The sequence below is a fragment of the uncultured Allobosea sp. genome (genome assembly GCF_945956895.1).
Classification (GTDB): domain Bacteria; phylum Pseudomonadota; class Alphaproteobacteria; order Rhizobiales; family Beijerinckiaceae; genus Allobosea.
Window position 1 is genome coordinate 1 of record NZ_CAMFJF010000072.1, and the last position, 14,136, is coordinate 14,136.

Sequence of the window (14,136 nt, forward strand, 5' to 3'; positions counted from 1 at the left end):
GCGCCACGGGGCGTGCGGATGGTGGCTCAATCCATCCGCGCCGCATCCTGGCTCAATGGAAGCGGCTCGATACCCCGCGCCTCGCGGTGCTACGCTGCCCCTCAATCGAAGCCGCCGCGTGGAAGCGCGGGCGGGGGTTTTGGCGTGCGTTCCTTCTCCCCTCGGGGGAGAAGGTGTCTGCGAAGCAGACGGATGCGGGAAGGACACGCGCCGATGCAAGGCGACCCTCATCCGTCAGCGCTGCGCGCTGCCACCTTCTCCCCCGAGGGGAGAAGGAAAGAGGCCGCGCCCCTCAATCCCCCGTCATCGTCATCTCGGCGTCGATCGCCTTCATCTTCGGGTTGGCGGCGCAGAAGGCCCTGATCTTGTTCGCGACGGGGGCGGCGTATTCGCTCTTGTGGTGGGCGCCGGATTTCAGCCAGTCGGCGCAGCTCTGCTCTCGGTCGGTGATCCGGGCGGCGGCCGGGGCGGCGAGGAGGAGGCCGGCAAGCGCGGCAAGCAAGGCGAGGCGGGGCATGGTCTGGTCCTGAACGGGCAGCCGCATCACAGGCTTGGCCCTCGGGCGCCGCTCCTGCCTTGCGTCGTGGCCGGATGCAAATGCGATTGTCGCGGACCCGATGCGCGGGCAGGGCAGTGCGACCGGGAAGGGCGGGCAGCGGCTGGCATTTCGTGATAGGCAGCGGCTTTAGTCCGCTAGAGCCTTTCCGGCGAACAGAGTTCGCCTCCAAGGCTCCAGCCTTTTGTTTTGACGCAATTCCGGCTGCAAAACCGCTTCGCAGTTTTGCTGGAATGGCTTGGAGGTGACGACATCATGGCCCGCAAGACCCCCGAACAGCTCGCCCAGGAATTCGAGGGCCGCAAGGCCAAGGGGCTAGCCAAGGGCGGGGCGGCGTTCTGGCCGAACATCATCGCCAATGCCGTGCTGAAGCTCACCCAGCAGCGGGCCGAGATCACGCCGGAGACGCTGATCGAAATGATCGAGCGCGAGGCGCCGACGCTGGAGATCACGGTCCGGTCCGGCGCGACGGAGGCCGTCGCGCGCCTGAAGCAGGCCATCGCCAAGGGCTCGTGAGGCTCGGCTCAGCCCGGCTCGCCGGCGATGACGCCCTTGCGCAGCAGGAAGCAGCCATAGGGTCGGGGATCGCCGACCTGCACGACCGCGAAGGCCCGCCGCGCCTGATCATAGAAGGCGAAGCGCTCGATGCCGGCGAGCGGTTCGGAGCGGCCGAGCGCCTTGTCGATCTCGGCCTGCACGGCGCGCTGCACATCGGGGATCGCGGCGGCATCGCCGACCACTTCCATGCGCCTGACAGGCTCGGGCTCGAAATCGTCGATCGGCAGCACCGAGAGGATGGCGCGGGCGGCGCGCTGCATCGTCAGGCCGGGCAGGCGGATCAGGCGGCCGCTGGTGGTCGAGCTGGCGATGGTTTCGGCCGGGTGATTGGCATCGACCAGCGCGAGGTCGTCGCCATGGCCCATCGCGGCGAGCACCCAGAGCAGGTCGGCGGAGAGGACGGGGTCTAGGTCTTTCAGCATGACGGGCGGCGGCCCCTCTTGGTCAGGTAGATGCGGGCGGCGTTGCCGCCGAAGATCGCGGCGCGCTCGCCCGGTGTGAGTGTCGCGGTGAGGCGCTCGGCGGCGGCGAGCCACTGGTCGTAAGCAGCGGCGAGCGTCGCGACCGGCCAGTCGCTGCCCCAGAGCAGGCGCTCCGGCCCGAAGCAGGCCAGCAGCTGGGCGACGGCCGGCGCCAGCACCGCTTCGCGCCAGCTGGGGCCGGCTTCGGTGACGAGGCCCGAGAGCTTGCAGGTGGTGTTCGGCCGCGCCGCCAAGGCCGCGATGCCGCCGCGCCAGGCGGAGAGGTCGGCGCTGGTCAGGTCGGGCTTGGCGCCGTGGTCGATGACGACGGGCAGTTCCGTCTCGCGCTCCAGCAACTTGAGGAGGGCGGGGATCTGCGGCGGCTTCACCAGCGCGTCGAAGACGAGACCGTGTTGCTTCAGCGCCGCGAAGGCGGGGGCGAGATCGGGCCGCGCGAGCCAGTCGGGATCGGGGATGTCCTGCACCATGGGGCGCAGGCCGACGAGCAGCGGGTCGGCAGCGAGGGCAGCGATGCGAGCGGGGGCGTCGGGCGCCTCGAAATCGGTCCAGCCGACGACGCCGGCGACGAAGGGCGCGGCGGCGGCGATGGCGAGCAGGTGATGCGTCTCGGCTTCGGTCGGTGCGGCCTGGACGAGGATGGTCGAGGCGATATCGTGCTGCGCGAGATGCGAGGCGAGGTCGGCGGGCTCGAAGTCGCGGTAGATCGGCTTCAGCGCAGGCGTCAGCCAGCCGTAATCGCCGCGGGAAAGCCACCAGAAATGCTGGTGGGAATCGATGCGGGGCGGGCTCGTCACGGGGCGGCTCTCGCAAGAGGATTCGGCGGCGGGAAGATGATGTGGCGATACTATGTGCACGCCAACATGTTAGCTTGCAACCGCGCTGAAAGGAGATTAGCGTCCAGCCCGATCGCGGAAGCGGGAGGCGGTTCTGCGCCTCAGGCTCCGCGCGACATGAAAGGCCTGAAACGGGCCGTGTTCAAGTCCTGGGGAGGACGCAGATGACCGATAGCATTCTCAAGCCGACGCGCCGTGTCCTGCTGGCTGGCGGCGCCGCCGTGATCGCCTCGCCCTTCGTGCTGCGCAAGGCGCAGGCGCAAGGAGCGTTCGACTGGAAGAAATTCTCCGGCCAGTCGATCGACGTGCTCTTGGTCAAGAACCCGCGCTCGGACCTGATGCAGCAGGCCGAGAAGGAGTTCACCGAACTCACCGGCATCAAGGTCTCCTCCGAGCAGGTGCCGGAGCAGCAGCAGCGCCAGAAGGCGGTGATCGAATTCGCCTCGGGCAAGCCGAGCTTCGACGTCAGCGGCATCTCGCTGCACGTCCAGAAGCGCATGGCGGCCAAGGGCAAGTGGTTTGAGAATCTCGAGCCCTTCATCAAGAACCCGTCGCTGACCGCGCCGGATTTCGACTTCGCCGATTTCGGCGCAGGTCCCGTCGCCTATGCGCGGCAGGCTGACGGATCGCTCGATACGATCCCGTTCTTCGTCGATTACTGGATGGTCTACTACAACAAGGAGCTCTTCGACGCGAAGGGCGTCGCTTATCCGAAGACGATGGAGGAGATGTTCACGGTTGCGCAGAAGCTGCACGACCCGGCCAAGGGCATCGCCGGCTTCGTCTCGCGCGGGCTGAAGAACGCCAACGTTCCGGTCTGGACCTCGCTGATGCTTGGCCAGGGCATGGAGACGACCTCGCCGGAAGGCAAGCTGCAGACCGATACGCCGGAGGCGATCTGGGCTGCCGACCTCTACCGCAAGCTCAACAAGGAGACCGGGCCCGCCGGGCAGGTCGGCTTCAACTGGAACGAGTGCCAGACGACCTTCATGCAGGGCCGCGCCGCGATGTGGCTCGACGGCATCGGCTTCGCCACGCCGCTGGAGGATCCGACCAAGTCGCGCATCGTCGGCAAGGTCGGCTATGGCGTGACGCCGCCGGGACCGAAGGCGCATCACGCCGGCATGTTCGCCGACGGCATGGGCATTTCGCGCGGCTCCTCGAAGAAGGAAGCGGCCTGGCTCTATCTCCAGTTCATGACCAACAAGAAGAACCAGATCGCCATGCTCAAGGCCGGCGCCGGCGCGCCTGGCCGTTCCTCGGCCTATCTCGATACCGAGACGATCCAGCAGTCGAAGTTCGGCAAGCAGTATTTCGAGTGCCTGCTGGCCTCGGCCAAGATCGCGCGGGCCGGCCTGCCGCAGATCGTGCCGGTGACCGAGTTCCGCGACGTCTTCGGCGTGGCGCTGACCAATGCGATCGGTGGGGCGGATGTCGCGGCCGAGTTGAAGAAGGCGACGGAGACCTTCGCGCCGGTGCTCGCCAAGAGCGAGCAGGGCTGAGCGGATCGATTGGCGCGACGGCGTCCCCTCTCCCCTTGCGGGAGAGGGTTAGGGTGAGGGGTCTCGCGGCATGGATCGCGAGCTAAGCACCGGACTTTCAGGTCTGTGCGACCCCTCATCCGCCTGCCGGCACCTTCTCCCGCAAGAGGAGAAGGGAGCGGTGGTGCCGGATCGTTTAATGATGAGACGTCGCGCGTGCGAGGCACGGCGTGACGATTGGTTTCCAGTGAAGCAGACAGCATGACCAGCACGTCCCTGCCAGCCAGCATGACCAGCACGACGCAAGCGGGCACCGCCGCGGCTTCGGCGGATTTCACGCCGCGCTATTGGCTGTTCTCGCTGCCGGCGGTGCTGGTGATCGCGGCCGTGATCGTCTTCCCCTGGCTGTTCACCCTCTACATGTCCGGCCAGGACTGGAAGATCGGCGGTGGCGTGGAGTTCGTCGGCCTCGGCAATTTCGCGGAGCTGATCAAGGACCAGCGCTTCATCGAGTCGATGGGGCATACGCTTTATTTCACCGTGCTGGCGGTGGTGCTGCCGATCGTGTTCGGCACGGCGGCGGCGCTCGTCTTCCATCGCGAGTTTCCGATGCGGGGCCTGCTGCGCACGATCTTCGTCATGCCGATGATGGCGACGCCGGTCGCGGTCGCGCTGGTCTGGACGATGATGTTCCATCCGCAGCTCGGCGTGTTGAACTACCTGCTCTCGCTGATCGGCATCGGGCCGTCCGGCTGGGTCTACGAGCCCTCGACGGTGATCCCGACTCTGGTCATGGTCGAGGTCTGGCACTGGACGCCGCTGGTCATGCTGATCGTGCTCGGCGGATTGGCTGGGCTGCCGCGGGAACCTTACGAGTCTGCGCTGATCGACGGCGCCAATGACTGGCACATGTTCCGGCACATCACGCTGCCGCTGGTCTGGCCCTTCATCATGGTGGCGATCGTGATCCGCACCATCGATGCGCTGAAAGCCTTCGACACGATCTTCGTGATCACGCAGGGCGGGCCGGGCACGGCGTCGGAGACGCTGAACATCTTCCTCTATTTGCAGGCCTTCCAGTTCTACAAGATCGGCTACGCCTCCGCCGTCGTGGTGATCTTCTTCGTCATCATCATCATGCTCTCGCTGCTGCTGCTCTATGCGCGGCAGAAGTCGAAGTGGAACGCGTGATGGGTGCCTCTTCCGGCTTCACTGCTTTGCGCCTCCGCTTCATTGCCCCCGCGACGTCATCCCGGGCTTGTCCCGGGATCCATCGGAAAGCTCGGCGCTTTGCGATGGATCCCGGAGCTCCGCTTCGCTGCGTCCGGGATGACGGTGCCTTTTTCTGTTCGGGCGAGGGGAGGCCACGCCCATGAATCGCACGCTCAAGAAAATCGGTTTCTGGGCCTCGGTCTTCGTGCTGGTCTCGCCGGCGGTGCTGGTCTTCCTCTGGATGATCTCGCTCTCGCTGAAGAACGAGCTCGACAACACGGCCTTCCCGCCGGTCTTCATCCCGGATCCGCCGACGCTGAAGAACTATGTCGATGTCTTCGCGCAGAACAATTTCGGGCTCTATCTCTGGAACTCGATCCTGGTCACGGGCGGGGCGGTGCTGCTCGGGCTCATCGTCGGCGTGCCCGCCGGCTACGGCATCGCGCGCGGCAAGGCGCATAAATTCGCGGTGCTGATCCTGGTCGCGCGGATGACGCCGGCTTTGTCCTACCTGATCCCGCTCTTCCTGCTGTTCCAGATCACAGGATTGGTGGGCTCCATTACCGCGCTGGTCATCACGCATCTCGTCATCACCATCCCGATCATCGTCTGGATCATGATCGGGTATTTCGAGAACGTGCCGATGGAGCTGGAGGATGCCTCGCGCATCGACGGTGCCACGACCTGGCAGGCCTTCCGCCATGTCGCGCTGCCCCTGGCCAAGCCCGGCATCGTCGTCGGCGGCATCCTCGCCTTCATCTTCTCCTGGAACAACTTCATCTTCTCGGTCGTGCTCGGCGGCAAGGCGAGCCGGACACTGCCCTCCGCCGTCTACAACTCGCTGACCTTCGAGCAGATCTCCTGGGGGCCGCTCGCCGCGGCTGCCCTCCTGGTGACGCTGCCCGTGCTGCTCGTCACCGTCATCGCCCAGCGTCAGATCGTCGCCGGACTCTCCGCCGGAGGCCTCAAGGACGGCTAGCGAAAGCCCAAGGGACCGCCTCAGGGGCGGTTCTGTCTTCAAGCCAACATGTCAGTCACGACTCAGCTCTGAAAGTCTCGTCCATGGCCACCGAAAAGACCCGCTTCGGCCTCTCCTGTGCGATCACCACCCCGATGCGGGAGGGCGGCGATGTCGACCTGCCGCGCCTCGTCCGCCATGCCCGGCATGTGCTGGCCGGGGGCTGCGATTCCGTCACCCTGTTCGGCACGACGGGCGAGGGCGCGGCGCTGGGGCTTCCGGCGCGCACTGCGATGATGGGCGCGCTGATCGGGGCGGGGGTCGATCCCGCCACGCAGATCTATGCCGGCGTCGCGGCGGCCTCGATGCATGAGGCGGTGGAGCAGGCGCGCATCGCGCTCGATGCCGGGGCAAAGGGCTTGCTGGTCGCGCCACCCTTCTACTTCAAGGGGGTCAGCGACGAGGGGCTCTATGTCTGGTTCTCGCAGCTCTTCGAGAAGCTCGGCGCCTCCGCCCGCAACGTCGTCCTCTACCATATCCCCTCGGTGACGGCTGTGAGCATCAGCGTCGAGCTCGTGCAGCGGCTCAAGACTGCGTTCCCCGGCCTCGTCATCGGCGTCAAGGATTCCTCGGGCAGCTATGCCAATACCGAGGCGCTGCTGAAGGCGCATGGCGAGCTCGCCATTCTCGTCGGCGACGAGCGCCAGCTCGCCAAGGCGGTGCGCAACGGAGCCGAGGGCACGATCTGCGGCCTCGCCAATCTGGTGCCGGGCCTGCTGCGCCCGATGGTCTATGAGGGCAAGGACAGCCCGGTGGTCAACGCGCTGGTCGACGAGATCTGCTCGCATCCGGTGCTGGCGGCGGTGAAGGCGCTGGTCGGCCATGTCCATGGCGATGACGGTTACGGCGCGATGCGCCCACCGCTCGAAGCACTGGACGCAGCGACCCGCCAGCGGCTCTTCGCCGCCTTCGATTCGATCAAGCAGGCCAAGGCCGCCTGAGGAGAATGGATTTGTCGTCATTGCGAGCGCAGCGAAGCAATCCAGGGGGGCGTAGAGCTCTGCCGCTCCTGGATTGCTTCGTCGCTGACGCTCCTCGCAATGACGGGACGCGAGGAGGGCGAAGGTGAGCGAGCCGGAGCAGGAACCGCGCGAAGGCGAACCGCTGAAGCTGAGGGAGCGCGCCTATGCCTCCTTCACCGAGCGATTGCTGGCGCGCGAGATCAAGCCCGGCCAGTTCGTGACCCAGCGCGAACTCGTCGCGATGACGGGCTTTCCGCTCGGCGCGATCCGTGAGCTCGTACCGCGACTGGAGGCGGAAGGGCTGATCAAGACCGTGCCGCAGCGCGGCATGCAGGTCGCCCATGTCGATCTCAACCTGATCCGCAACGCCTTCCAGTTTCGGCTCTTCCTCGAGAAGGAGGCGACGGCGCTCTACACGCAGAATGCGACCGACGCGGAGATCGCCGAGCAACGCGCCCGCCACGAAGCGATCATCGCGCGGGCCGAGGCCGGCGGCGACGAGCGCCTGATCGAGGATGCCGAGGATGTCGACCGGCTGATGCACGAGGCGATCATCGACCATCTCGACAACGACATCGTCAGCCAGGCCTTTCGCGTGACCTGGCTGAAGATCAGGCTCATTCGGCAATACGAGACGCGCATCCAGAACCATATTCTCGTGCCGGTGATGCAGGACCACCTCAAGATCATCGCCGCGATCGAGAGCCGCGATCCCGAGCGCGCCGCGGAGGAGATGAGCATCCATATCGGCAACGCCCGCGCGCGGGCCATGCAGTACTGACACCCGCAATCATCACGAGCCGGAAGAACCGGCCGCTTCCCGGAGGGAACAGGCAATGACGAAGCAGACGAGGCGCGAATTCATGGCCGCTGCGGCGGCGGGGACGGCTGCGATCGCGGCGCCCAACATCCTGAGGGCGCAGGCGCTGGTGCTGCGCTGGGCCGATGGTCAGCCGGCGGCCCATCCCTCGCCGCAGAGCGCGGTGAAGGCCGCCGCCGAGATCAAGGAGAAGACCGGCGGGCGGATCGACGTCCAGTCCTTCCCGAACGGGCAGCTCGGCTCGTCGCGCGACATGGTGGAATCGGTCGCCTCGGGCGCGCTGACCATGGTGACGGAGGGTGCGGCCCAGCTCGGCCAGTTCGTGCCGCAGCTCTCGATCATCGAGGCGCCCTATATCTGGAAGGATGCCGCGCATATGACGCGCGCGCTGAAATCCCCGCTGATGGACGAGCTCAACAAGGCGCTGGTCGAGAAGCGCGGCATGCGCATGATCGGCGTGAACTATTACGGTGTGCGCCACCTCACCAGCGGCAAGAAGGCGATCAATTCCGTCGATGACATGAAGGGCTTCAAGCTGCGTGTGCCGGAGGTCGATACCTTCCGGGCGATGGCGGAAGCCTGGGGCGCGCGGCCGACGCCGCTCAACTTCTCCGAACTCTATCTTGCGCTCTCGCAAGGCGCGGTCGACGGGCAGGAGAATCCGCTGCCGACCATCGCCTCGGCCAAGCTCGCCGAGGTGCAGAAGTACCTCGTGCTGACGGCGCATATCATCACGCCGCGGCTGGTGATCGTGAACGAAGCCGCCTGGAACAAGGTCCCGCAGGTGGACCGCGACCTCGTCACGGCGGCGATCGACAAGGCCGCAACCTGGCAGGACAACGAGATCCTGGAGCAGGAAAAGAGCCTTGCCGACAGCCTCGGCAAGAGCGGCATGACCGTCACCAAGCCTGACAACGAGGCCTTCCGCAAGCCGGTGCTGGCGACGGTTCCGGCCAAGTTCGAGAGCAAATGGGGCAAGGGCCTCTGGGATCGCATCCAGGCGCTGTGACCGCTCTCATAGAAGCAGCCCTCATCCTGAGGAGCCGCGAAGCGGCGTCTCGAAGGATGCTCCAGGAGGCTCCGGGACTATCTGGAACATCCTTCGAGACGCGCCTGCGGCGCTCCTCAGGATGAGGGCTGCTGATTGGTTTCCGCTATCGGCAAAGGCATCCGCATGACGAGCTGGTCCAGGGTTTTCGACCGCCTGATGGAGGTGATCTCGGCGATCCTCATCGTGGCGCTGCTCGTCACCGTCACGCTCGGCATCGTCACGCGGGCGCTCGGCGATCCCCTGATCTGGACCGACGAGGTCTCGCGCTTCCTGATGCTCTGGGTCGCCGTCGCCGGCTGGATCCTGGCGAGCCGGCGGCGCGCGCATATCCGCATCCGCTTCTTCCACAACCTGCTGCCGCAGCATGGCTGGCGGGCGGCAGAGAGCGTCATGCAAGCGGCGATGGTCGTCTTCGGCCTGCTGGTGACCTGGTACAGCATCCATCTGGTCCAGGCGAATTACGACCTCGAAGCGACCACCGTGCCGCTCTCGATGGGGCTGCTTTATGTACCGATGCTGCTCGCAGGCATCGTCACCGCGCTGCAGGGGCTGGCCGAGCTCGTCGACAATCTCCGGAACTGGAACAATCCGCCGTTCCCGCCGGTCGCGCCGACCCTGCAGGAGGCGGCCGAGTGAGCACGCTGATCTTCCAGATCTCGGCCGTCTGGCTGCTCTCGATCCTGGCGGGCTTCCCGCTCTTCGCCTCGATGGGGCTCGCCGCCTTCGCCTTCGTGCTGATCGGCGATTTCTCCGCCTCGATCGTGCCGCAGAAGATGGCGCAGGCGATGAACTCCTTCCCGATCGTCGCCGCGCCGCTCTTCATCCTGATGGGCAACATCCTCGGCGCGGCGCGCATCACGGATCGCATCGTCGCCTTCGCCACGGCCGTGCTGGGCTGGCTGCGCGGCGGCTATGCCCATGCCTCGATCCTGACCAGCATGATCTTTGCCGGCATGGTCGGCTCGGCCGTGGCGGATGCGGCCGGCTCGGGCGCGATCGAGATTCGCGCGATGCGCAAGGCGGGCTATCGGCCGGAGACCGCGGCCTCGATCACGGCGGCGGCGGCGACGATCGGGCCGATCATCCCGCCCTCGCTGCCGATGGTGATCTATGGCGTCACGGCCGATGTCTCGATCGGGCGGCTCTTCATCGGCGGCGTCATCCCCGGCATCCTGATGGGGCTGTCGCTGATGGTGATGGTCGCGATCATCGCCAGGCGCCAGGGCTTCCGGAAGGAGAAATTCAAGGGCTTCCGCGAGATCGGACGAACCTTCTTCAACGGCTTCTTCGCGCTGATGACGCCGCCGCTGATCCTCGGCGGCATGTTCACCGGCGTGTTCACGCCGACGGAGGCGGCGGCGGTCGCCTGCCTCTATGCGCTGTTCCTCGGCTTCTTCGTCTATCGCACGCTCGAGGTGAAGCAGCTCTGGCCGATCCTGATCGAGACCGTCGAGACCACCGGCCTCGTCACGGTGCTGGTCATGGCGGCCGGCGCGCTCGGCTGGTGCATGTCGATCTCGCGCGTGCCGCAGACGCTGACGCCGCTGATCGTCGAGACGATCAGGGATCCGCTCGTCTTCCTGCTGGTCTGCAACCTGATCCTGCTTGTTGTCGGCTGCTTCATGGAGGCGCTGGCCGCGCTGCTGATCCTGATCCCGATCCTGGTGCCGGCGGCCCACAGCTTCGGCATCGACCCCGTGCAGTTCGGCATCATCATGATCCTGAACCTGATCCTGGGGACGATCCATCCGCCGATCGGGGTGGTGCTCTTCGTGGTGACGCGCATCGCCAATGTCTCGTTCGAGACGATGTCGAAGGCGATCTTGCCCTGGCTCGTGCCGCTATTGGTCGTGCTGGTGCTGATCACGCTCTGGCCGCCCCTGACGACCTGGCTGCCGAACCATGTGATGGGGCCGTGAGGCGGGCTGAACCGTCATTGCGAGGAGCATAACGACGAAGCAATCCAGGAGGACCGGGTTCGATCGCTCAGTCCAGTCTCCCTGGATCGCTTCGCTGCGCTCGCGATGACGGCAAGGAGTACAGACGCTCTCAGCTCTCCGGCTCGCCGCCATGGTCGAGATAGCGACCGACCGGTACGACGATCTCTTCGTCCAGCGCGCCGATCGCGTCCTCGTCCTTGTCCTTGTAGGGGATCATCTTCAGGACGTGGCGGATGGCGTTGAGCCGGGCGCGGAGCTTGTCGTTGCTGCGCACGACATGCCAGGGCGCGGCCTTCTTCGAGGTCCGGGCCAGCATCTCGTCGAAGGCGCGGGAATAGTCGTCGAAGCGCGGGATCGCCTCGAAATCGATCGGCGAGAGCTTCCAGCGCTTGAGCGGATCGTGCCAGCGCGCGTGCAGCCGCGTCATCTGCATCTCGCGCCCGATGGTCAGGAAGAGCTTGATCAGGCGTACGCCGTCGCGGACGAGCATGCCCTCGAAGGCAGGCGCCTCATCGAGGAAATGCTCGGTCTCCTCCGGCTTGCAGAAGCCCATGACGCGCTCGACGCCGGCGCGGTTGTACCAGGAGCGGTCGAAGAACACGATCTCGCCCGCTGTCGGCATCTCGGCGGCGTAACGCTGGAAATACCACTGCCCTTTCTCGGTATCTGAGGGCTTGGGCAGGGCGACGATGCGCGCCTGGCGCGGATTGAGATGCTGGGTGAAGCGGGCGACGGTGCCGCCCTTGCCGGCGCCGTCGCGGCCCTCGAAGACAATGACGATGCGCTCGCCATGCTTGTTGGCCCAGCGTGTCAGCTTCTGCAGCTCGATCTGCAGCGGCTCCATCTCGCGGTTGTAGCGCTTGCGCTTCATCCGCTTGCCATAGGGGTAGTCGCCGCTGTGATAGGCGGCGTCGATGATCGCTTCGGGCAGGCTGTTCGCCTCGATGTCGAAGCCCTTCGCCTTTCCGGGTTTGGAGCGGGCCTTTGTCGGCTTCGCGTGGTCGCCTGACGGCACGACGATAGGCTCCTTGACGTCCGAGCCTGAGAATTTCTTCGCCATGGGTAGGCTCCTGTTTCCGCAACAGCCTAGCCGGCCAGAGCAATTCCGCAATTCCCCGAATGGCGGAACTGCTCTAGCTCGTTGTTTTGTCGCATGTTCGCTGACGCGGGCCTTCGGTTCTTCACGCGAACCGGTGCCCATTTCGCTCGAAAATGCTCCAGGCCGCGGAAGGGAATTGACGCCCGCTGCGCTTCCGCTCAGGAAGAGACCCGTCGGCATCCGCCGTCCGTCTCCGGGCTCTCCATGGTCAACCTTTCCGCTTCCAATACCGCGCTGGTTCGGGATGTGGTCGAGGCGCTCGGCGCGCCGGCCGTGCTGCTCGACGGGCAGGGCGTGGCGCAGGCACTGAGCCCGGCCATGCCCGTCCTGATTCCGGGGCTGGCGGTCGGCAAGCTACTGGCGCTCGTGCTGCGCGATCCCGATCTCAACGACGCGATCGAGCTGGTCGCCCTGGAAGGCGGCGCCAAGACCGTCGAACTCGTCGAGCGCGTGCCGGTCGAGCGCACCTTCCGCATCCATATCGCTGCGCTGCGCGATAGCGGCTTGCGCCATGCGACGCTTCTGACCTTCCAGGACCTGAGCGAGCAGCGCGTGATCGAGCGCATGCGCGTCGATTTCGTCGCCAATGCCAGCCATGAATTGCGCACGCCTTTGGCCTCGCTGCTCGGCTTCGTCGAGACCCTGCAAGGGCCGGCACGCAATGACGAGCGGGCGCGCGAGCGCTTCCTCGGCATCATGCGCGAGCAGGGCTTGCGCATGGCGCGCCTCGTCGACGACCTGCTCTCGCTGTCGCGGATCGAGCAGCGCGCCCATGTCGCGCCGGACACGCCGGTCGATCTTGCCGGTATCGCCCGTGAGATCGTGGACTCGCTGACGCTGATGGCGCGCGAGCGTGACGTCACGCTGGCATTGAAGACGCCGCGCGAGGCGTTGCAGGTGCCTGGAGATCGCGACGAATTGCTGCGCCTGATGGAGAATCTCGTCGAGAACGCGATCAAATACGGCAAACCGGGCGGAGAGGTCGCGATCACCGTCGAGGCCAGTGATAGCGAAGCCAGCTTCAGCGTGCGCGACGACGGGCCGGGCATCGCGCCGGAACATCTGCCGCGCCTGACGGAACGGTTCTACCGGGTCGATACCGCCGCGAGCCGCGAGGCAGGCGGCACGGGCCTGGGTCTCGCCATCGTGAAGCATATCGTGCTGCGCCATCGCGGGCGCCTGACGATCGAGAGCAAGCCGGGAGAGGGCGCGACCTTCCGGGCGATCCTGCCGCGCTTCGAGCGTAAATCGTAGGCTGGAGAGTTTTCTCCGGAACCGTGCCGTCATCCCGGACGACCGAAGGGAGGTCCCGGGATCCATGCCGGGACATTCCCGGTAGAGGCTTTGGAGTGGATCCCGGATCGGCGCTGCCGGAGGCGGCTTGTCCGGGATGATCGCGTATGTCTCACGCCAGCTTCGGACCGCTGTGACTGCTCCAGCTCCGCTTTCGGAATGACCCCAACGGGCCTTCCGCTCGCGGGATCGATCGTCCTCCTCGTGGAGAGTCCTCCCCTCCGCCAAAAGACATCGTCCGGGGGGACCAATTCAGCCGGAGTGGATCAGTTCCAGTAATCCCTCAGTTCCTGCTGGCGTTTTGGGTCTGGCAGAACTCCTGCGTCGCCGTAGAGGGTCGCGGCGCCTCGGATCTGGGCCTCGGTGATGTCAGTGCGATAGCCCTCGAGTTCCTTGTCGTAGGCGAGCTTTTCCCACGGGATCGTCACATGGTGGCTGCCGATGCCGAGAAAGCCTCCGAAGGTCACATCGACGAAGAATACGCGGCCACTGACCTTCTCGATCAGCAACCGCTTGATGGTGCCGATCTGATCGTGCCTATGGTCGAATACAGCGGTCCCTTCGACGCGATCGCTTTCGATCATCAGATGCGATGCCGCCGGTCGCTCGATGGGGCCCCAGAGATAAAAGCCGTTCTCGATGATACCGGCCGCCACGACCGCCCTGCTGACGGCAGGGGTCCATGCCTGGCCGGGGTGAATCTCCTGCACGAGGGTCCAGGGCCCGAGATCGGCTGGCAGCCCGGCGCCGCTCGGCTCGTCGGTGAAACCGCGCAAGTCGGCGGAGTTCCCGGCGCGGAACACGCAGTAGGTTCGCATGAGTGCCTCCCTT

At 65.9% G+C, this 14,136-nt stretch carries 15 protein-coding genes; 10 read left to right on the forward strand and 5 right to left on the reverse strand.

Going from position 1 to position 14,136, the window contains the following annotated elements:
• Positions 1–292: 292 nt before the first annotated feature.
• A complete protein-coding gene (locus tag Q0Q02_RS20690; protein WP_293812325.1) occupies positions 293–517 on the reverse strand; it encodes a hypothetical protein in 225 nt (74 codons plus the stop codon).
• Positions 518–811: 294 nt separating this feature from the next.
• Between Q0Q02_RS20690 and Q0Q02_RS20695 the strand changes: the two genes are divergently transcribed.
• Complete coding sequence (locus Q0Q02_RS20695) at positions 812–1,072, forward strand: hypothetical protein (protein ID WP_293812327.1); 261 nt, start codon at positions 812–814, stop codon at positions 1,070–1,072.
• An 8-nt stretch (positions 1,073–1,080) separates the two neighbouring features.
• On the opposite strand, the gene Q0Q02_RS20700 is transcribed toward Q0Q02_RS20695, so the two are convergent.
• Together Q0Q02_RS20700 and Q0Q02_RS20705 are read right to left on the reverse strand one after the other, a co-directional pair.
• The gene (locus Q0Q02_RS20700) at positions 1,081–1,536 is read right to left on the reverse strand and encodes an RbsD/FucU domain-containing protein (RefSeq protein ID WP_293812329.1); all 456 of its coding nucleotides are present in this window, start codon (positions 1,534–1,536) and stop codon (positions 1,081–1,083) included.
• Positions 1,530–2,390 carry an amidohydrolase gene (locus Q0Q02_RS20705; RefSeq protein ID WP_293812331.1) on the reverse strand — a complete coding sequence of 287 codons (861 nt, stop codon included), beginning with the start codon at positions 2,388–2,390 and terminating at the stop codon, positions 1,530–1,532. Before Q0Q02_RS20705 ends, Q0Q02_RS20700 begins: the two co-directional genes overlap by 7 nt.
• Positions 2,391–2,593: 203 nt before the next feature.
• On the opposite strand from Q0Q02_RS20705, the gene Q0Q02_RS20710 reads away from it, so the two are divergent.
• From Q0Q02_RS20710 to Q0Q02_RS20745, 8 genes are all read left to right on the forward strand, one after another.
• The gene (locus tag Q0Q02_RS20710) at positions 2,594–3,931 is read left to right on the forward strand and encodes an ABC transporter substrate-binding protein (RefSeq protein ID WP_293812333.1); all 1,338 of its coding nucleotides are present in this window, start codon (positions 2,594–2,596) and stop codon (positions 3,929–3,931) included.
• Between the two features lie 267 nt (positions 3,932–4,198).
• Positions 4,199–5,101 (forward strand): carbohydrate ABC transporter permease, encoded by a 903-nt coding sequence (locus Q0Q02_RS20715; RefSeq protein ID WP_293812350.1) that lies wholly within the window; start codon positions 4,199–4,201, stop codon positions 5,099–5,101.
• 181 nt (positions 5,102–5,282) lie between these two features.
• Positions 5,283–6,101 carry a carbohydrate ABC transporter permease gene (locus tag Q0Q02_RS20720; RefSeq protein WP_293812335.1) on the forward strand — a complete coding sequence of 273 codons (819 nt, stop codon included), beginning with the start codon at positions 5,283–5,285 and terminating at the stop codon, positions 6,099–6,101.
• An 83-nt stretch (positions 6,102–6,184) separates the two neighbouring features.
• Positions 6,185–7,081, forward strand: a complete 897-nt coding sequence (locus Q0Q02_RS20725) for a dihydrodipicolinate synthase family protein (protein WP_293812336.1) — start codon at positions 6,185–6,187, stop codon at positions 7,079–7,081.
• A gap of 124 nt (positions 7,082–7,205) precedes the next feature.
• Positions 7,206–7,883, forward strand: coding sequence for a GntR family transcriptional regulator (locus Q0Q02_RS20730; RefSeq protein ID WP_293812338.1), 678 nt, complete (start codon positions 7,206–7,208; stop codon positions 7,881–7,883).
• Between the two features lie 55 nt (positions 7,884–7,938).
• Positions 7,939–8,931 carry a sialic acid TRAP transporter substrate-binding protein SiaP gene (locus Q0Q02_RS20735; protein ID WP_293812340.1) on the forward strand — a complete coding sequence of 331 codons (993 nt, stop codon included), beginning with the start codon at positions 7,939–7,941 and terminating at the stop codon, positions 8,929–8,931.
• 165 nt (positions 8,932–9,096) lie between these two features.
• Complete coding sequence (locus tag Q0Q02_RS20740) at positions 9,097–9,609, forward strand: TRAP transporter small permease (RefSeq protein WP_293812342.1); 513 nt, start codon at positions 9,097–9,099, stop codon at positions 9,607–9,609.
• Positions 9,606–10,892 (forward strand): TRAP transporter large permease, encoded by a 1,287-nt coding sequence (locus Q0Q02_RS20745; RefSeq protein ID WP_293812343.1) that lies wholly within the window; start codon positions 9,606–9,608, stop codon positions 10,890–10,892. Before Q0Q02_RS20740 ends, Q0Q02_RS20745 begins: the two co-directional genes overlap by 4 nt.
• Positions 10,893–11,022: 130 nt before the next feature.
• Here the strand turns inward: Q0Q02_RS20745 and ppk2 are convergent, their stop codons facing one another.
• Positions 11,023–11,973 (reverse strand): polyphosphate kinase 2, encoded by a 951-nt coding sequence (gene ppk2 / locus Q0Q02_RS20750; RefSeq protein ID WP_293812345.1) that lies wholly within the window; start codon positions 11,971–11,973, stop codon positions 11,023–11,025.
• Between the two features lie 243 nt (positions 11,974–12,216).
• Between ppk2 and Q0Q02_RS20755 the strand changes: the two genes are divergently transcribed.
• Positions 12,217–13,266: an ATP-binding protein gene (locus Q0Q02_RS20755; RefSeq protein WP_293812347.1), complete on the forward strand. Its 1,050-nt coding sequence runs from the start codon at positions 12,217–12,219 to the stop codon at positions 13,264–13,266.
• 305 nt (positions 13,267–13,571) lie between these two features.
• Here Q0Q02_RS20755 and Q0Q02_RS20760 read toward each other — a convergent pair.
• The coding region (locus Q0Q02_RS20760) for a PRC-barrel domain-containing protein (RefSeq protein ID WP_293812348.1) at positions 13,572–14,136 on the reverse strand (565 nt) is incomplete at its 5' end.